Origin of the sequence: Xenorhabdus sp. PR6a, from assembly GCF_028599065.1 — a bacterium.
In the GTDB taxonomy this organism is placed as follows: domain Bacteria; phylum Pseudomonadota; class Gammaproteobacteria; order Enterobacterales; family Enterobacteriaceae; genus Xenorhabdus; species Xenorhabdus doucetiae.
This window is the reverse complement of record NZ_JAQRFJ010000012.1, coordinates 21031-40819: the sequence shown is the minus strand read 5'-3', so window position 1 is coordinate 40819 and position 19789 is coordinate 21031. Positions and strand designations below refer to the sequence as shown.

15 protein-coding genes are annotated in these 19789 nt (G+C 44.1%); 11 read left to right on the top strand and 4 right to left on the bottom strand.

The window, feature by feature from the left end; genetic code table 11:
• Nucleotides 1–44: 44 nt before the first annotated feature.
• The 3 genes from hofC to ppdD form a co-directional block, all read right to left on the bottom strand.
• Nucleotides 45–1244 (bottom strand): protein transport protein HofC, encoded by a 1200-nt coding sequence (gene hofC / locus PSI15_RS05230; protein ID WP_273582598.1) that lies wholly within the window; start codon nucleotides 1242–1244, stop codon nucleotides 45–47.
• Nucleotides 1241–2800, bottom strand: coding sequence for a type II secretion system protein GspE (gene gspE / locus PSI15_RS05225; protein ID WP_273582597.1), 1560 nt, complete (start codon nucleotides 2798–2800; stop codon nucleotides 1241–1243). Before gspE ends, hofC begins: the two co-directional genes overlap by 4 nt.
• A 78-nt stretch (nucleotides 2801–2878) precedes the next feature.
• Nucleotides 2879–3301 (bottom strand): prepilin peptidase-dependent pilin, encoded by a 423-nt coding sequence (gene ppdD, locus PSI15_RS05220; RefSeq protein WP_045972064.1) that lies wholly within the window; start codon nucleotides 3299–3301, stop codon nucleotides 2879–2881.
• A 300-nt stretch (nucleotides 3302–3601) separates the two neighbouring features.
• Here ppdD and ampD point away from each other — a divergent pair, with 300 nt between their 5' ends.
• From ampD to lpdA, 7 genes are all read left to right on the top strand, one after another.
• Entirely contained in the window at nucleotides 3602–4153 is a 552-nt protein-coding gene (gene ampD / locus PSI15_RS05215) for a 1,6-anhydro-N-acetylmuramyl-L-alanine amidase AmpD (RefSeq protein WP_273582596.1), read from the top strand.
• The gene (ampE, locus tag PSI15_RS05210; RefSeq protein WP_273582595.1) at nucleotides 4150–5004 is read left to right on the top strand and encodes a beta-lactamase regulator AmpE; all 855 of its coding nucleotides are present in this window, start codon (nucleotides 4150–4152) and stop codon (nucleotides 5002–5004) included. Before ampD ends, ampE begins: the two co-directional genes overlap by 4 nt.
• 442 nt (nucleotides 5005–5446) lie before the next feature.
• Nucleotides 5447–5809, top strand: coding sequence for a hypothetical protein (locus PSI15_RS05205; protein ID WP_273582594.1), 363 nt, complete (start codon nucleotides 5447–5449; stop codon nucleotides 5807–5809).
• A 775-nt stretch (nucleotides 5810–6584) separates the two neighbouring features.
• Nucleotides 6585–7349 (top strand): pyruvate dehydrogenase complex transcriptional repressor PdhR, encoded by a 765-nt coding sequence (gene pdhR / locus PSI15_RS05200; protein WP_273582593.1) that lies wholly within the window; start codon nucleotides 6585–6587, stop codon nucleotides 7347–7349.
• 241 nt (nucleotides 7350–7590) lie between these two features.
• Nucleotides 7591–10254 (top strand): pyruvate dehydrogenase (acetyl-transferring), homodimeric type, encoded by a 2664-nt coding sequence (gene aceE / locus PSI15_RS05195; RefSeq protein ID WP_273582592.1) that lies wholly within the window; start codon nucleotides 7591–7593, stop codon nucleotides 10252–10254.
• 13 nt (nucleotides 10255–10267) lie between these two features.
• A complete protein-coding gene (gene aceF / locus PSI15_RS05190) occupies nucleotides 10268–12133 on the top strand; it encodes a pyruvate dehydrogenase complex dihydrolipoyllysine-residue acetyltransferase (RefSeq protein WP_273582591.1) in 1866 nt (621 codons plus the stop codon).
• A 203-nt stretch (nucleotides 12134–12336) separates the two neighbouring features.
• Entirely contained in the window at nucleotides 12337–13764 is a 1428-nt protein-coding gene (gene lpdA / locus PSI15_RS05185; protein ID WP_273582590.1) for a dihydrolipoyl dehydrogenase, read from the top strand.
• Between the two features lie 99 nt (nucleotides 13765–13863).
• Here lpdA and PSI15_RS05180 read toward each other — a convergent pair whose 3' ends face one another.
• On the bottom strand, nucleotides 13864–14538 hold the full coding sequence (locus PSI15_RS05180) for a GNAT family N-acetyltransferase (RefSeq protein ID WP_273582589.1): 675 nt from the start codon (nucleotides 14536–14538) through the stop codon (nucleotides 13864–13866).
• A gap of 352 nt (nucleotides 14539–14890) precedes the next feature.
• Between PSI15_RS05180 and acnB the strand changes: the two genes are divergently transcribed.
• The 4 genes from acnB (at nucleotide 14891) to argO (ending at nucleotide 19732) form a co-directional block, all read left to right on the top strand.
• Nucleotides 14891–17488, top strand: a complete 2598-nt coding sequence (acnB, locus tag PSI15_RS05175) for a bifunctional aconitate hydratase 2/2-methylisocitrate dehydratase (RefSeq protein WP_273582588.1) — start codon at nucleotides 14891–14893, stop codon at nucleotides 17486–17488.
• Between the two features lie 121 nt (nucleotides 17489–17609).
• Nucleotides 17610–17981 carry a YacL family protein gene (locus tag PSI15_RS05170; RefSeq protein ID WP_273582587.1) on the top strand — a complete coding sequence of 124 codons (372 nt, stop codon included), beginning with the start codon at nucleotides 17610–17612 and terminating at the stop codon, nucleotides 17979–17981.
• 75 nt (nucleotides 17982–18056) lie between these two features.
• On the top strand, nucleotides 18057–18929 hold the full coding sequence (mscS, locus tag PSI15_RS05165; protein WP_273582586.1) for a small-conductance mechanosensitive channel MscS: 873 nt from the start codon (nucleotides 18057–18059) through the stop codon (nucleotides 18927–18929).
• Nucleotides 18930–19108: 179 nt separating this feature from the next.
• On the top strand, nucleotides 19109–19732 hold the full coding sequence (gene argO, locus PSI15_RS05160; protein ID WP_273582585.1) for an arginine exporter ArgO: 624 nt from the start codon (nucleotides 19109–19111) through the stop codon (nucleotides 19730–19732).
• Nucleotides 19733–19789 lie beyond the last annotated feature (57 nt).

Below are 19789 nucleotides of genomic sequence, written 5' to 3'. Positions count from 1 at the left end.
TATTGCGGCCTTAAGAGAAAATAGCGAAACATGTAAATATCTTGTTACGTTAATATTGCGCCTAATTGAAAAATAGGCAGGTACATCGCCAGTAATAATAAACCAACAATCAAAGCCATTATCAGCATCAACAAAGGCTCCAGGAATTGAACCAAACTATCAGCAAGGTTGATTGATTTTTCTTGATACCATTGTGCAAGATTGAATAGAAATAATTCTAATTCTCCTGACTCTTCACCTATCGTGACAAATTGTTGGCATAGTGAAGGGAAATAGGCTGTTTGTTTTAATGCCTCACTCATTGAAATGCCTTGTTGAATTTGCTTGTGCAGGCTTTTCACGCCAGCAATAAAAACAGGATGCTGAGTTGCATTTAGAGCACATTCAAGCCCTGTCATGAGTGTCAATCCCGCTTTTTGTGTCATAAACAGGATATGAAATATTTGATTGGTCTGTTGATAAATAGTGAGTTGCTTAAAAATGGGAAGTCTCAGAAAAAGCATTTTTTCTTTTACTTTAAAAATGGGAAAACGGTGGCGTAGCCATAGGTAACTCATTAACGATATCAGTATTATTAACAGGAGTAATATCCCATGATGGATCAATAAATCAGAAGTGGATAGAACCCACTGAGTTAACAGAGGCAGAGTGGCATTTAACGAAGAATAGACTTGTCGAAATTCTGGCAGAACGAAAATCAACATCAAAATAATCACCAAAAGGCTCACACAAGCAACTATCAAGGGATAGTGATACGCTTTCTGAATTTTCTTCTTCAACGTATTCTGCTGTTCCAATCGATTAATGATTAATTGGCAGCAATTTTCAAGCTGACCAGTTTGCTCGCCTACTGCGATAAGTTGGCAGAACAAGGGAGAAAATAACTTTGGGTACTGTTCCAGCGTTGCGGAAAATGATTCTCCCTGACGAATTTTCTGAATCATGTCCGCCAAGACACATCGCCAGAGAGCATGTTTACACTCTTGTAAGAGAATAGACAGTCCCTTGAGTAAAGGGATGCCTGACGTCAGTAATGTGCTTAACTGATGAATAAAATGTAGGCAATATGCCATTTCCTTTTTGCTGTAATAAATGATTTTTTTACATTTAATAGTATAGGGTTGAAGATCGAGATGGCTGAGGTGCTGGAACACACTTCTTTTGCTGTGACCAATACACTCTCCTTTTATCGCTTTGCCGTTCTGGTTAATTGCCTGCCATTGGTAAATATATTCTATTTTCATACGGTTTCATGGCCTGTAATCTGGTAAATCTCTTCAAGAGTCGTTATTCCTTTCTCCACCAATGTCAGCCCCGCTGAAAAAAGCGTTGCATTCTGCTGAGAAGCAAGTAAATGTGAAAAGCTGGTGTTAGAACACTCAGACAGAGTTTGCTGGAGTTCAGGTTTGACTTCGAGAAATTCATAGATGGCAGCTCTGCCGTAGTAGCCAGAAAAACAGTGATCACAACCTACGGCATGCCATTTTTTTATTGAGAGCGGTTGTTTTATAGAACCCGATCTGGCAGAGACAGCTTCCTTTGTTGAGTAAATATTCTCTGAATGAACAGTATCAGGGATCACGGTAGGGATATTGTCTTGTTGTCGGCAATGGGGGCAGAGCTTACGCACCAGCCGTTGTGCGATGATTAATTTCACACATGAGGCTGTGGTATAGCCAGAGATCCCCAGATTACGCAGACGAGATAACGTATCAATAGTGGAATTGGTATGCAGTGTTGATAAAACCAAGTGCCCTGTTTGTGCTGCTTTCATTGATATTTCGGCGGTTTCGTTGTCACGGATCTCACCAACCATAATAATATCGGGATCTTGCCGTAATAATGCCCTGAGAACTTTAGCAAAATCGAGACCAATCTTGTTATTAACCGGTGTTTGGTTGATGCCATCCAAGGGAATTTCAACAGGATCTTCGACGCTACAAATATTCTTTTTAGCCTGGTTTAAATATTGCAGACAGCTATACAATGTGACCGTTTTCCCGCTGCCGGTTGGTCCCGTTACTAAAATCATTCCTTGTGGTAAATGGAGTTTCTGTTTTAAAAGTTGTAATTGTGATTCAGGCAAACCTAATTGTTCTAAGGATAATTGGTGTATGGTATTTAAAATACGCAGGACTATTTTTTCTCCATGTAGTGTAGGGAGTGTTGATATCCGTATCGCATAACTGTTTTTGTTGTCACTCCAGTCAAATTGCCCATCTTGTGGCTGACGTTTTTCAGCAATGTTGAGTTTTGCCATGATTTTTAAGCGGGCAGGAATACCGGTATTCATTTGAGGAGGAGGTGCCTGCATGGAATGCAATGCACCATCAACTCGAATACGTATCTGATAGCCACGTTGAGAAGGCTCAAGGTGAATATCTGAAGCCCTTTTTTGTATTGCAGTTAAGATCGTCTGGTTAATTAGCTGAATAACCGGAGTGTCTATTTCCTCATCATGGAGATCATTTGTTTGCATTAGATTATGATGACGGGAATGATTGCTATCAAGGTGCTCTATGCGATACGGTTCCTCTTCATCACTTTCTGAACAGTAATTCTTTGCTGATATTAATGAATTTTCTTGTGTCAGCATGGATTCTATTTTTGCTTGTGGCCAAATATCGACATTAACGATTAAACCTGAAATAAATCTCAGTGCAGCAATAAAATCCTCATTAGGTGATTGGCTACAGGCAATGGTGATCGTGTGGAGATCTTTTTTTATAATAATCGCCTGATGCCGTTGGCATAGTTCTTTTATTTCTTTTTCCATCAAGAGATGATCCTTATTTATCATGATCTTTATTCCTTTGATATTGGTGTGACTTAATAATTTCTCTTCAATTTAAAGCTGATTAGCTGTGAAAAGTGATGCTTAAAATTTCAAAGTTTCCTGACATTTTATTTTTAACGATTCATTTTCAGACTCACAAATCGCTTTCCATTGGGTAAGGCCAGTTTTCGTATCTTGGCTGGGTCTCAATGTGGCATGAAGTCCATTGAGATTCTGTTGTCCCAATACTGTTATTTCTCCCTCTTTCACTGAGATGGTGTTGATATAACGGCTATTGTGACCTGATGGAATCGAGGGATGGCCAGAGTGGCAATCTTTGTAATTTTCAGCTTCGAAGCGACACAGTTCCACACCGGATTTATAAGGCACAATAGCTTGTAGCATATCGGTTAATGCCGCTTTTTGGATATATCCCTGATAACTGGGAATGGCAATGGCACCGAGAATAGATACGATAGCCATAACAACCATCACTTCAATTAATGTAAATCCTTGTTGTTTCATTTTTTCTCCTTTATGCGTATTTGGACAGTTTGCTAGGTTCAATAGCAGATATCCCCTTCATCTTTTCAGTTGCAAACTATTGGGTCTGACTGTGGGTGCCAATAAGCATGAAGAAAAATAAGAGAAATAAAATATCGTTAGTAAAATTTATGAAGCCGACTCGAAAAAATAACCTTATGTTGCATTTTTTTGCAAAAATTTTTCGAGTTCACTCATAAATAAAAAAACGTCAGAAATATTGGCTGGCTGATTGAAGGTGCTAACATGCTAAGCTGTTACACTTTAAGGGGGAGTAAAAGAATGAAGCTACATGAAGGATGGATTGAGGGAGTAAAAAAAGTTATTTCTCCACATTGTGATCTTCGCCCAGAGGGAGAGATGCCATCATTATTGGTCATTCATAATATCAGCTTACCTCCCGGTAAGTTTGGTGGCCCTTATATTGATCAATTATTTATGGGAACACTGGACCCTAAAGATGATCCTTTTTTTGATGAGATCAAGCACTTGTGTGTTTCTGCTCACTGCTTAATTCGGCGTGATGGAGAGATTGTGCAATATGTTCCTTTTAATAAAAGAGCTTGGCATGCTGGCGTTTCTTGCTACTGTGATCGTGATACATGTAATGATTTTTCGATAGGCATCGAACTGGAAGGCACAGATTATGAGGAGTTTACTGAAATTCAGTACACTAAATTAACCGAAGTTACTGAGCTACTTATTAGTCAATATCCTGATATTCTTAACAATATTACCGGGCACAGTGATATCGCGCCAGGCAGGAAAACTGATCCTGGGCCTTATTTTTACTGGGAACATTACCGTCAATTATTGAAGGAGCGAGTTGGATGACTCTCTTTATTCTATTATTAATACTGGCATGGGAACGTGTTTTTAAGTTGGGAGATCACTGGCAACTGGGACGCTATTTAGCACCGTTTTTTGTCAGACTCAGGTCACATTCACTATGGGGCAGTCTGGGTATGACCTTGCTGGTCGCCTTATTAACGTGGAAACTGATTGATATTTTCAGCGCTGTTGCTTTTGGCATTCCCGCCATTGTGCTAGGTATTATTATCAGTTTGTTATGTATTGGTGCAGGTGGGCTGCGTCATGATTACCGTGGATATCTCCAGGCTGTGCGTCAAGCTGATCTTGAACAGCAGAATAACTATCTTGCCCGTCTGACGAGGATTCAGGGAATGTTACCTGATACCACAAAAGAGGAGCGGTTGCGCGAGATACAGAATTCATTGATCTGGACAAATTTTCGTTATTATCTTGCTCCTATTTTTTGGTTGGCTGTGTTGGGTAAATGGGGGCCGGCTATTTTGATGGGGTATGGCTGCCTTAGCGCTTACCAAGGGTGGTTGGCACAGCATGCCACCGCAGTGCAGAGAGCACAATCGGGCGTTGATGGCATATTGCATTGGCTGGATTGGCTTCCGGCACGTTTGGCGGGTATTACCTATGCTTTATTAGGGCATGGTGAGAAAGCTTTACCCGCTTGGATTGCATCACTTACTGATTTTCGCTCATCGCAATACAAGGTAGTTAGCCAATTGGCACAATTCGCCTTAAGTAAAGAACCTCATCTTAATCCGGTAGAAACGCCTGTTGCTGCGGTAACATTAGCAAAAAAGGCGACTTTTACGATTGTGATTATTGTTGCATTGTTAACGATTTATGGCGCATTAGTTTAACAATGAAAGGATCGGGAGCTGGTGTTAGCAATCATCTGTTCCCTATCTTTGTTATTTTATTTACACATGATTGTGCAGAATAATTTCAGTTTTTCATTTGTTGATTATTGTTGAATAATATATTTTCTTTTTTTATCTTTATGTTATTTCGTTATTCCGAGTGTTGGGTGTTGTTAGTTATTTTGTTAATATAATGGGGTTTTATTATATAAGTAAAATTTTTTATTAAGTTATCACTGAACGTTTTTTATTTTAAGTGATATTTTGACATTCTGTGGAAATGTACTAATTTAAAGATAAGGAAGTTATCATTTTTATTTGAGGGTAAAATTATGAAAGATTATAATGTGCAATATTATTATTGTGATGATGAGGTTATTACAATTAAAAATTATACTGAACATTCATTTAAACTAATAGAGGCAAAATTGAATTCAGGGTATTGGAACAAGTACCCGCAACATCTTATTCCTTCTCAAAAAAAGTAACATGTTGTTGGGGTAAGTATGTTTTTAAGGGAGTATCAGGAAAGATAAAGTATAAATTCATCGATAAATTTGATGGCAAGATTCATTTTCCACAATATATAGATATAAATTTTGGTTCACCTTATATTGGTCAACCTGTTTGTAATGTTTATTGTTATTTACAGTATGGTGATCAACAATACCCACTTGGGAAATACGATCTATTGTATTCTATGAATTTTCCAATATCTGGTGTGTTCAAGGCTATAATTATATTGGCGCCACCAGGTACTACTGATATGGATAATTTTCCTGATTTGCCAGAGTATAATGAATAATAAAGTAATAGTTATTTAGAACAGAAAATTGATATTTACTTTAGTTTCCCATTTTCTATCTTTGATAAAAATCATTGTGAAGTTTCATTTTATGGGCTACCTGAATTTGGATTTTAGAGTTTATAATAATTCCGGATATTTTCCCGATCTTACACTTGTAATGGCAAAAAAAGATACTAATTTTGATGATATTCCTGATTTGCCATTATATACGGGGCAATAATTTTTAGATTATATATAAATAATTATCATTAAAATTTATGATTAACATTGTATTTTTAACAGTTAGAGCATGAAGATTGAACTTATCATTAACATTAATAAACTACAATTTATGAGTGGCTAATTCCCGGTTATGGCAATGAAATGCTGTTATCGGGAATTTTTTTATGGCGTTAATAAGCAGCTTTCATCTTGAAAGCTGTAACTTGAAGTTGATGGGGGTTATATTTTTAAAATGGTTACTGATTGATTTTTCTCATCTATGCGTTATACGAACGTTAAATACCATCAGATTGCCCGCCTAAAAAGTACTCTCCGGTTATAATTTTCTGATAAAATTTAAAATAGTTTGTTAAAATTTGCAGATTTTTATGATTTAGCTCAAGGTCTTTATAGACAGCTAGTGAATACTTTGTTACTTTAAGACCCTGTACTCTAAATTGGTATTACCAATTGACTTTGGCCCATTAGCCAGAGTTTAGTGACTGACGCTTAGTTGAGTAGAGTATATAGCCCGAAGCAACATTGACTCATTGAATGGCTTACAGCAGATATGGCCTATAGCAAGATTCGCCAACCAAAGTTATCAGATGTGATTGAGCAGCGTCTTGAACAGCTCATTCTCGAAGGCTCGCTACGCCCGGGAGAAAAACTGCTGCCTGAGCGTGAGCTGGCAAAGCAGTTTGAAGTATCACGTCCTTCATTGCGCGAAGCCATTCAAAAATTGGAAGCCAAAGGCTTTCTTTTCCGTCGTCAAGGGGGAGGAACTTTCGTACAGAACAATCTGTGGCAGAGTTTCAGCGACCCGCTTGCCCAACTTATTGCAGAAAATCAAGAATCCCAGTTCGATCTCCTTGAAGCACGCCATGCATTAGAGGGGATTGCGGCTTATTATGCCGCCCTTAGGGGAACCGATGAGGATTTCAAACGCATTGAGCAAAGCCATCTCGCGATTCAAGTCGCACAGCAAAGTGGTGATGTGAATGCGGAATCTGATGCTGTCCTGCAATATCAGCTTGTTGTCACGGAAGCTGCCCATAACGTGGTATTGCTGCATTTATTGCGTTGTATGATCCCTATGTTAGAACAAAATATCAGGCGCAATTTTGATGTCATCTATACCCGTAAAGAAATGCTGGCGGCCGTCAGTGACCATAGGGCTGAGATTTTTCACTCTATCATGGCGAGAGAACCGGAAAAAGCCCGTGAGGCTTCGCATCGCCATTTGGCCTTTATTGAAGAAGTTTTATTGGATCTGACTCGTGAACATACTCGACGTGAGCGTTCATTGAGGCGGCTCCAGCAACATCAGGAATAAGAGCCTGTCCCTTGGGGCGTCATAGACAAATCAAATTCCCGAATGGGAGAGGTTCTAAACTTGACTGTACAGATCCTGACTGCTGCGTTTGTACAGTTCGTCGACTCTTTATCCAAGAGTTTTAGCGGCAATATACAGCAGGGCCTATCTTCCGGTCATAACAAGCAATTTCGTCAAAAGGTATGACCAGAAGATAGGCTCCAATAACCATTAGAAATAGATAACAGATAAGGAATACACCATGTCAGATATTTTGAAAAATGACGTGGATCCGATCGAAACTCGCGATTGGTTACAGGCGATCGAATCGGTCATCCGTGAAGAAGGTATTGAGCGTGCTCAGTTCCTGATTGATCAGGTATTGAATGAAGCTCGTAAAGGCGGTGTTAGCGTTGCCGCAGGTGCTGCAAGCCGCGATTACATCAACACGATTCCTGTTGAGGATGAGCCTGCTTACCCTGGCAACATGGATTTAGAGCGTCGTATCCGCTCTGCTATCCGCTGGAATGCCGTGATGACCGTTCTGCGTGCATCCAAAAAAGATCTGGAACTGGGTGGCCACATGGCTTCATTCCAGTCTTCCGCTACTGTTTATGAAGTTTGCTTTAACCACTTCTTCCGCGCTCGTAATGAGAATGATGGTGGTGACTTGGTATACTTCCAGGGCCACATTTCTCCGGGCGTTTACGCACGTGCATTCCTTGAAGGTCGTCTGACTGAAGAGCAGATGAATAATTTCCGTCAGGAAATCGGTGGTCATGGTCTGTCTTCTTACCCGCATCCAAAACTGATGCCTGACTTCTGGCAGTTCCCAACTGTTTCAATGGGTCTGGGTCCAATCTCCGCGATTTATCAGGCTAAGTTCCTGAAATATCTGGAGCATCGTGGCCTGAAAGATACGTCTAAACAAACCGTTTACGCTTTCCTGGGCGACGGTGAAATGGATGAACCAGAATCTAAAGGTGCGATCACTATCGCAACCCGCGAAAAATTGGATAATCTGGTATTCATCATCAACTGTAACTTGCAGCGTCTGGATGGCCCAGTAACTGGTAACGGCAAAATTGTTAACGAACTGGAAGGCATCTTCGCAGGTGCTGGTTGGCAGGTACTGAAAGTCCTGTGGGGTGAACGTTGGGACGCTCTGCTGCGTAAAGACACCAGCGGTAAACTGGTTCAATTGATGAACGAAACCCTGGATGGCGACTACCAGACATTTAAGTCCAAAGATGGCGCTTATGTCCGTGAACACTTCTTCGGCCGTTACCCAGAAACAGCGGCATTGGTCAAAGACATGACTGATGACGAAATTTGGGCACTGAACCGTGGTGGTCATGATCCGAAGAAAGTTTATGCTGCACTGAATAAAGCACAGAATACTACGGGTCAACCAACGGTCATCCTGGCTCAGACCATCAAAGGTTACGGCATGGGTGATACCGCTGAAGGTAAAAATATTGCCCATCAGGTCAAGAAAATGAACATGGAAGGCGTTCGCCACTTCCGCGATCGTTTCAATGTGCCTGTCTCTGACGAGCAGATCGACAGCCTGCCATACGTGACTTTCGATAAAGATTCTGAAGAATCTAAATACCTGCATGAGCGCCGTAATGCACTGGGTGGTTACCTGCCAAGCCGTCGCGTGAACTTCGACGAGAAACTGGAAATCCCAGCGCTGGAAGAATTCAGCTCTCTGCTGGAAGAACAATCCAAAGAAATTTCTACCACTATCGCTTTCGTTCGTGCGCTGAATGTCATGTTGAAGAACAAGTCGATCAAAGATCGTCTGGTTCCAATCATTGCTGACGAAGCACGTACCTTCGGTATGGAAGGCCTGTTCCGTCAAATCGGTATCTACAGCCCGAACGGTCAGCAGTATACGCCGCAAGACCGTGAGCAGGTTGCATACTATAAAGAAGATGCAAAAGGTCAGATCCTGCAAGAAGGTATCAACGAACTGGGTGCGGCTTCATCTTGGCTGGCGGCGGCAACGTCTTACAGCACCAATAACCTGCCAATGATCCCGTTCTATATCTACTACTCCATGTTCGGATTCCAGCGTATCGGTGATCTGTGCTGGGCAGCGGGTGACCAACAAGCTCGCGGCTTCCTGGTGGGTGGGACTTCTGGCCGTACCACGCTGAACGGTGAAGGTTTGCAGCACGAAGATGGCCACAGCCACATTCAGTCCCTGACTATTCCTAACTGTATCTCTTATGACCCTGCATTCGCTTATGAAGTGGCTGTTATCATGCATGATGGTCTGGAGCGTATGTATGGTGAGAAACAAGAGAATATCTACTACTACATCACCACTCTGAACGAAAACTACCACATGCCAGCTATGCCGCAAGGGGCTGAAGAAGGTATCCGTAAAGGTATCTACAAGCTGGAAAGCCTGGAAGGCGAGAAAGGTAAAGTGCAGTTGCTGGGTTCTGGTTCTATCCTGCGTCATGTTCGTGAAGCAGCGAAGATCCTGTCTGCGGAATACGGCGTTGGCTCAGACGTCTACAGCGTAACTTCCTTCACTGAACTGGCTCGTGATGGTCAGGATTGTGAGCGTTGGAACATGTTGCACCCATCAGAAGAACCTCGCGTTCCTTATATTGCTCAGATCATGAATGAAGCGCCAGCGGTTGCTTCCACTGACTACATGAAACTGTTTGCAGAACAAGTGCGTAACTTTGTTCCTTCAAGCGAGTTCCGTGTACTGGGTACTGACGGTTTCGGTCGTTCTGACAGCCGTGAGAACCTGCGTCATCACTTTGAAGTTGATGCTTCTTATGTGGTTGTTGCAGCGCTGGGTGAATTGGCTAAACGTGGCGAAGTTGATGTGAAAGTCGTTGAAGAAGCCATCAAGAAATACAACATCAACCCAGAAAAAGTTAACCCACGTCTGGCATAAGAGGTAAAGATTCATGTCTATCGAAATTAATGTGCCTGATATTGGGGCAGATGAAGTTGAAGTGACCGAGATTCTGGTGAAAGTCGGTGACACAGTAGAAGCAGAACAGTCACTGATCACCGTTGAAGGTGACAAGGCTTCCATGGAAGTCCCATCCCCACAGGCGGGTGTGGTGAAAGAAATCAAAGTTGCAGTTGGCGATAAAGTTGAAACCGGCAAACTGATTATGATTTTTGAATCCGCAAACGGTGCAGCAGAAGCTGCGCCTGCACAGCAAGCAGCGGCAGCGCCAGTAGCGGCACCGGCAGCAGTGGGAAGCAAAGAAGTCAATGTACCAGATATTGGTGGTGATGAAGTTGAAGTAACCGAAATCATGGTCAAAGTGGGTGATACGGTGACTGAAGAGCAGTCACTGATCACCGTTGAAGGTGACAAGGCTTCGATGGAAGTGCCTGCACCATTCGCGGGTACGGTGAAAGAGATCAAAATCGCGACCGGCGATAAAGTAAAAACCGGTTCTCTGATCATGGTATTCGAAGTCGCAGGTTCTGGCGCAGCACCAGTAGCAGTGGCAGCGGCTCCGGCAGCAGCGCCTGCGGCATCTGCGGCAAAAGAAGTCAACGTACCGGATATCGGTGGTGACGAAGTTGAAGTGACCGAAATCATGGTCAAAGTGGGTGATACCATTGCCGAAGAACAGTCACTGATCACGGTTGAAGGTGACAAGGCTTCAATGGAAGTCCCTGCGCCATTCGCGGGTACGGTGAAAGAGATCAAGATCGCGACCGGCGATAAAGTGAAAACTGGTTCTCTGATCATGGTGTTCGAAGTGGCGGGTGCAGCACCTGCGGCAGCGCCAGCAGCGGCTCCAGCGCCTGCGGCTGAACCGGCGAAAGCCGCCTCAGCACCGGCAGCAAGCAAACCAGCAGAAGGTAAAAATGAATTTGCCGAAAATGACGCTTACGTTCATGCCACGCCGGTTATCCGTCGTCTGGCGCGTGAATTCGGCGTCAATCTGGCGAAAGTAAAAGGCACTGGCCGTAAGGGTCGCATCCTGCGTGAAGACGTTCAGGCTTACGTGAAAGAGGCGATTAAACGTGCGGAAGCTGCACCTGCGGCTGCGGGCGGTGGTTTGCCGGGTATGCTGCCTTGGCCAAAAGTTGATTTCAGCAAGTTCGGTGAAATCGAAGAAGTTGAAATGAGCCGTATCCAGAAAATTTCTGGTGCTAACCTCAGCCGCAACTGGGTCATGATCCCTCACGTTAATCTGTTCGATGAAGCGGATATCACTGAAGTTGAAGAGTTCCGTAAACAGCAGAACAAAGAAGCTGAGAAGAAACAGCTTGGCGTGAAGATCACACCGCTGGTATTCGTCATGAAAGCAGCAGCGAAAGCACTGGAAGCCATGCCACGCTTTAACAGCTCTATTTCTGAAGATGGCCAGAAGCTGATCCTGAAAAAATATGTCAACATCGGTATTGCGGTTGATACACCTAACGGTCTGGTTGTTCCTGTATTCAAGGATGTCAACAAGAAAGGCATCATGGAACTGTCCAGAGAATTGGCTGAAGTTTCCAAGAAAGCTCGTGCTGGTAAGCTGACTGCTTCCGACATGCAGGGTGGCTGCTTCACCATCTCAAGTCTCGGTGGTATCGGTACTACCGGCTTTGCACCTATTGTGAATGCGCCAGAAGTGGCAATCATGGGGCTGTCCCGCTCTTCCATGAAACCTGTCTGGAATGGCAAAGAATTCGTTCCGCGCCTGATTCTGCCGATGTCTCTGTCTTTCGACCACCGTGTGATCGACGGGGCAGATGGTGCACGCTTCATCACTTATATTAATCAATTGATGAGCGACATCCGCCGTTTGGTGATGTAATGCAAAGGCCGGTAAATATACCGGCCTAATGATGACTAGCGTGATAGATATTTTCACCTTGCATCTGGCAGGTTGGGATTTCTGTCACGTTAACGCGCTTTTCAGGTTATTTACAATTCTGTAAACTGCTCGCGGTGTGTACGTCCCGGGAGAATATGGTTTTTTTTCGTCTGACTCGCCGGACAAACAATTAAGAGGTCATGATGAGTACTGAAATTAAAGCCCAGGTAGTGGTGCTTGGAGCAGGCCCTGCGGGGTATTCTGCTGCTTTCCGTTGTGCAGACTTAGGTTTAGATACTGTTTTGGTTGAGCGCTACTCGACTTTGGGTGGTGTGTGTCTTAATGTGGGTTGTATCCCATCCAAGGCGCTGCTTCATGTAGCAAAAGTGATTGAAGAAGCAAAAGCTTTGGCACAACACGGTATCGTGTTTGGTGAGCCACAAACTGATATCGATAAGATCCGTCTCTGGAAAGAAAAAGTTATTTCTCAGTTGACAGGCGGTCTGGGCGGCATGGCTAAAGGCCGTAAAGTTAATGTTGTTAATGGCGTGGGTAAATTTACCGGTGCTAACACTCTGGTAGTTGAAGGCGAGAACGGCGCAACAACGATTAATTTTGATAATGCCATTATCGCAGCGGGTTCACGCCCAATTCAATTGCCATTCATTCCACATGAGGATCCTCGCGTATGGGATTCTACCGATGCGTTGGAGCTGAAAACCGTTCCGGGACGCCTGTTGGTCATGGGTGGCGGTATTATCGGTCTGGAAATGGGAACGGTTTACCACGCTCTGGGTTCTCAGATCGACGTGGTAGAAATGTTCGATCAGGTTATTCCTGCTGCGGACAAAGACATTGTTAAAGTGTTCACTAAGCGCGTCAGCAAGAAGTTCAATCTGATGCTGGAAACGAAAGTGACCGCAGTAGAAGCTAAAGAAGATGGCATCTACGTAACAATGGAGGGCAAAAAAGCACCAGCAGAGCCACAGCGTTATGATGCCGTTCTGGTTGCTATCGGCCGTGTACCAAACGGTAAATCTCTGGATGCGGGCAAAGCGGGTGTTGAAGTTGATGAGCGCGGCTTTATCCACGTGGATAAACAAATGCGCACTAACGTGCCTCACATCTTTGCTATCGGTGATATCGTTGGTCAGCCAATGCTGGCACACAAAGGTGTTCACGAAGGTCACGTTGCCGCTGAAGTGATTTCTGGTAAGAAACATTACTTCGATCCAAAAGTCATTCCATCTATTGCTTACACTGAGCCAGAAGTCGCATGGGTTGGCTTGACAGAGAAAGAAGCGAAAGAAAAAGGCATCAGCTACGAGACTGCGACTTTCCCATGGGCAGCTTCCGGTCGTGCAATTGCATCTGATTGTTCAGATGGTATGACCAAACTGATTTTCGATAAAGAAACAAACCGCATTATCGGTGGTGCTGTTGTCGGTACTAACGGCGGCGAACTGCTGGGTGAAATCGGTCTGGCTATCGAGATGGGCTGTGATGCAGAAGATATCGCTCTGACTATCCATGCTCACCCAACGTTGTACGAATCAATCGGTATGGCTGCGGAAATTTACGAAGGCAGCATTACTGACTTGCCAAACCCTAAGGCAAAGAAAAAGAAATAATGCTTTAGCTTTTGCAGTGGTGAAAACGGCTTCTATTATGGAAGCCGTTTTACGTGCAACGGATTATTTCAAGCTTCCCCATAAAAAACTCCATTGAATCTACAGTATATGACATTGCCAATTTGAATTACGTGGACGAGGGGTTCTTTTAAGTTGATATTTCCCATTGAGTTGATGCCATTTACTGTTACCAGTTGGAGTTAACCTCATACGTTTTAGACCAAGAAAGTCACTAATAGTGACAAAGCCTAATTTTTGGTAAAAAATTTCGGCATCAGGTTCTGCTTTAACTTCTAATATACCTTGATGGCCTAAGGTGTGGGATATATTGACCACATGTTGAACGAGCAAGCCCCCGTAACCATAACCGTTAGGATAGGTTGCTATGAATGCTATTTGATCCGCATCATCAGGTTCATTAGGTTTAGCAAGCCTTAATATAATAATTCCAACGGTTGTACCTGACGCGGAACAGACAAAATGTCGGCAATTATCTAAACCGCTGGTCACATATTCAGGATTAAAGGTATTTCTTATGGAGCGGCAGGTTTTGTTAAAGGTACTATGGTGTCCATCTCCCAATATTGTTTCTTTTATAGATTCATACCAGTAACGGGATTCATTTAGCTGGAGTTCTCCAAGTGCAGATAGCATGGCATTTTGATTCACTTCCTTAATTTTCGCCTGATATTCAGGGTAAATTTTTTCTTCCATAATCACTGGAGAATGATAACTTGTGCTTGCTATAGCGTTATCTCTTTCTCTATTAGGCATGATGATATCCTTTTAAACGAGGTTGATATCCGCTTTTTTACAGTGGGTAGAAAGTAAGGTATTTTCAGTCTGAAATAGCAACATATAGCATTTAAAACTTTAATACACTCTTCAAGTTTATTTATCCAGAATTTTATCATGGTTCAATGTTGATTTTATGTGAATGAATTAACATGCTATTCAAATTTTGGTATGCTAAACGCCCGAAGCTGGGCATAATCCTGATGTTATGCGAGCAAAATCCTCTGACCTGGCACCCATGATGATTGTCTTAGCTGATTGTTCTTTGATAATCGTTACCGGGTGCTGACAGCCGGGTAGATAAAATGACAATGAGAGCGAGGAGAAAGTCGTGCTAGAAGAATACCGCAAGCACGTAGCCGAGCGTGCAGCGCAAGGCATCGTCCCTAAGCCGTTAGACGCAGCTCAAGCAGCAGCGCTGGTTGAATTACTGAAGAACCCACCTAAAGGTGAAGAAGATTTCCTGCTAGATCTACTGACCCATCGTGTTCCCCCTGGTGTAGATGAAGCGGCTTATGTTAAAGCGGGTTTCCTGGCTGCCGTTGCTAAAGGGGAGGCGGCTTCTCCTTTGGTGACACAGGAAAAAGCCATTGAATTATTGGGAACCATGCAGGGTGGGTATAATATCCACGCGTTAATTGATGCCCTTGATGATGAAAAGCTGGCTCCGATTGCGGCGAAAGCACTTTCTCATACGTTGCTGATGTTCGACAGTTTCTATGATGTGGAAGAAAAAGCCAAAGCGGGTAATGTCCACGCCAAACAGATTATTCAGTCATGGGCTGATGCAGAATGGTTTCTTGGGCGTCCAGAATTAGCGGAAAAAATCACCATTACTGTCTTTAAGGTCACGGGTGAAACCAATACCGATGATCTTTCCCCTGCGCCTGATGCGTGGTCACGTCCTGATATTCCCCTACATGCTCTGGCAATGCTCAAGAATGCCCGTGAAGGTATTGAGCCTGATCAAGCAGGTGCCGTAGGTCCGATTAAGCAAATCGAAGCCCTGAGCAAGAAAGGTTACCCGTTGGCCTACGTGGGTGATGTGGTGGGAACCGGCTCCTCCCGTAAATCGGCAACGAACTCCGTATTGTGGTTTATGGGAGAAGATATCCCGTTTGTGCCAAATAAACGCGGTGCTGGTGTGGTACTGGGCGGAAAAATCGCGCCGATTTTCTTCAATACCATGGAAGATGCCGGTGCATTGCCCATCGAGGTCGACGTTTCTAAGCTGAATATGGGAGATGTCATTGATATCTACCCCTATAAAGGTGAAATCCGCCATCACGAAACCCATGAACTGCTGGCGACTTTTGCACTGAAAACGGATGTGCTGATCGATGAAGTGCGTGCCGGTGGTCGTATCCCCTTGATTATCGGTCGCGGTTTGACGGGCAAAGCACGTGAATCATTGGGTCTGCCACACAGCGATGTCTTCCGTCAGGCGAAAGCGGTTGCGAAAAGCGATCGCGGTTTCTCATTGGCACAGAAAATGGTTGGCCGTGCCTGCGGTACAGCGGGGATTCGTCCCGGAGAATATTGTGAGCCTAAGATGACGTCTGTGGGGTCTCAGGATACGACCGGCCCAATGACACGGGATGAATTGAAAGATTTGGCGTGTCTGGGCTTTTCTGCGGATCTGGTCATGCAATCATTCTGCCATACTGCTGCCTATCCAAAACCAGTGGATGTGACCACCCACCATACTCTGCCCGATTTCATTATGAACCGCGGCGGGGTATCGTTGCGTCCGGGAGATGGCATTATCCACTCATGGTTAAACCGCATGTTGTTGCCCGATACGGTGGGTACCGGCGGAGATTCCCATACTCGTTTCCCGATTGGCATTTCTTTCCCGGCGGGTTCCGGGCTGGTGGCATTTGCGGCGGCAACGGGCGTTATGCCGTTGGATATGCCAGAATCCGTACTGGTTCGTTTTAAAGGAAAAATGCAGCCCGGCATCACCTTGCGTGATCTGGTTCATGCCATTCCTTATTATGCGATTCAACAAGGTTTGCTGACTGTCGAGAAAAAAGGCAAGAAGAACATCTTCTCCGGCCGTATTCTTGAGATTGAAGGGTTACCGGAACTCAAGGTCGAACAGGCATTTGAGTTGGCGGATGCGTCTGCGGAACGTTCCGCAGCAGGATGTACCATTAAACTGGATAAAGCGCCGATCATTGAATACCTGCAATCGAACATTGTATTGCTGAAATGGATGATTGCGGAAGGTTATGGTGATCGCCGGACATTGGAACGCCGGATCATAGGCATGGAAAACTGGCTGAAAGATCCCCAGTTGTTGGAAGCGGATACCGATGCGGAATACGCCGCCGTGATTGAAATCGATCTGGCAGAGATTAAAGAGCCTATTTTATGTGCGCCGAATGATCCTGATGATGCACGCCTGTTATCTGACGTTGCCAACAGCAAAATTGACGAAGTTTTCATTGGCTCTTGCATGACGAATATTGGTCATTTCCGTGCAGCGGGCAAGTTGCTGGATCAGCATAAAGGCCAGATACCCACTCGCTTGTGGATTGCGCCTCCGACGAAGATGGATGCCGCCCAATTAACCGAAGAAGGTTATTACAGCGTCTTTGGTAAGAGTGGGGCACGCATTGAGATCCCGGGTTGCTCATTGTGCATGGGGAATCAGGCTCGTGTGGCAGATGGGGCAACCGTGGTATCCACTTCCACCCGTAACTTCCCTAACCGCCTGGGTTCTGGTGCCAATGTTTACCTTGCTTCTGCGGAGCTGGCGGCTGTGGCTTCACTGTTGGGTCGCTTGCCAACACCAGAAGAGTATTTGCAGTTCATGGATAAAGTGGATGAAACCGCCGCAGATACTTATCGCTACCTCAATTTTGATCAATTGAATCAATACACAGAAAAAGCGGATGATGTGATCTTCCAAACCGCAGTATAAAAAAGATTATTGCAATAAATGGGGGGGCAAATGCCTCCCCTTTTTTGTGCCTGTTGTTTTATGATGATTTCGCAGTATCTTGTATCAGTTTGTCATAATAAAAAAATAGTGGAGGTGCGTGATGGAATATGAATTTATGCAGGATCTTACCGGTCAGGTCACATCATCCTTTTCAATGGATCATGAAGCTATCGGTCATTGGTTGAATGAAGAAGTCAAAGGCGATTTGCGTGTATTGGATAAAATCACCGCAGCCTTGCAAGAAATTAAAGGCAGTGAACGTCAATGGCAGTTGGCGGGTCATGAATATACGCTATTGATGAGTGAAGGTGAGATCATGATCAGGGCTAATCAACTGGAGCTTGACACAGAAGTGATAGAAGAGGGCATGAGTTACTACGATAACGAGAGTCTGGCTTTTTGTGGGACAGACGATTTTATCGATATGCTGGCCCATTACAGAGGGTTTGTTTTGCAAAAAAACAAAACATAAGTATGAGCTTTCAATCAATAAAGGCTTTCTGCCATAATCTATGTTCTATCACCCAAAAATCACGGTGGACTTTGTATGGAACAGATCGATCTGTCACATGAGATTGATAAAGCGGCAAGCTGGTTTACCCATAATCAGGATCTCCTGATTCAGTATGCGGTAAACGTGGTATCTGCCATTTTGATCCTGATCGTTGGCTTATTCATTGCTAAGTTGGTGAATAAAGCCGTTAAGCGTGTGATGTCACTGCGTGGCATTGACACGACCATTTCTGATTTTTTATCTGCGATTATTCGTTACGCCATCATCGCGTTTACGATTATCGCCGTGCTTGGGAAATTGGGCATCCAGACTGCATCTGTGATTGCCGTCATCGGTGCCGCAGGTTTGGCGGTCGGTCTGGCATTGCAAGGCTCGCTGTCTAATTTTGCTGCCGGTGTTTTATTGGTGATTTTCCGTCCACTTCGTACCGGCGAATATGTCAGTATTGGTGCGGTGGAAGGTACTGTCATGCAGGTTCAGATTTTCTCAACCACATTGCGCACCGCAGATGATCGCATCATTGTGATCCCCAACGGTAAGATCATTGCAGATAATATTATCAATACCAGCCGTGAACCGAACCGCCGTACCCAAATCATGGTGGGCGTTGCGTACAACGCGGATATTGATGAAGTGAAAAGGGTGTTGGGTGATGTGATTAAACAAGATAAGCGCATTCAACATGAAAAAAGCGTCACGATCCGCTTGCATGAAATGGCACCTTCCTCATTGAATTTTATTGTGCGGGTATGGACAACCAATGGTGATGCCTGGAATGTCTATTGGGATTTGATGGAAAACTTTAAGCGTACGTTGGATAAGCACAATATCGGCATCCCATTCCCACAAATGGATGTTTATCTGCATCAGCAAAATACGGCCTTACAGAAGAAGGCTGACGAATAATCAAAATATCCCGGTGTGAGAATAACGATTTCTCACACCAAATTCTCACCCCAAATTTGAATAAAACCACCATTACCATTCCTAATGATGTATTAGAATGATTCATTTTTACTCATGCACAATCTTGCTTAATATGCATGGTTATCGTAACTCATTGAATAATGATTAGGGATCTGTGCATGTTTTCAACATTAATTCAGGGTTTTTTTCTCAGTGCGGCGATGATCTTGCCGCTTGGGCCGCAAAATGTCTTTGTCATGCAGCAAGGGAGCCGGAAACAGTTCCATTTAATGAGTGCAACATTATGCTCCATCAGCGATGCGCTTTTCATCATGGCGGGAATATTCGGTGGAAGTGCCTTGCTGGGACAATCGACACTGTTGTTGCACGCCGTGACATGGGGAGGCGCTGCATTTTTACTGTGGTATGGGTGGGGCGCTTTGCGCACGGCATTATCGGCAGACGTTGAACTTTCCCGTACAGAAAAAACGGTCCAAAGCCGTTGGCGAGTGGTAGTCACACTGTTCGCTGTGACATGGCTGAATCCCCATGTGTATTTGGATACCTTTGTCGTATTGGGAAGCATAGGAGGACAATTGTCTGCCGAGCTTAGGCCGTGGTTTACCACTGGGGCGGTAATGGCATCGATCAGTTGGTTTTTTGCCTTGTCATTGTTGTCTGCATGGTTTGCGCCTGTACTGAATCAGCCCAGAGCGCAACGCATCATCAATATTTTTGTTGCCTGTGTGATGTGGTATATCGCCTGGAGCCTCATCAGGAAAGGGATACAGATTTTTTATTGATGGCAATACTTTTCTATAGATCGTCTATAGATTGTGCTAATGTTTCTGAAAGCACCT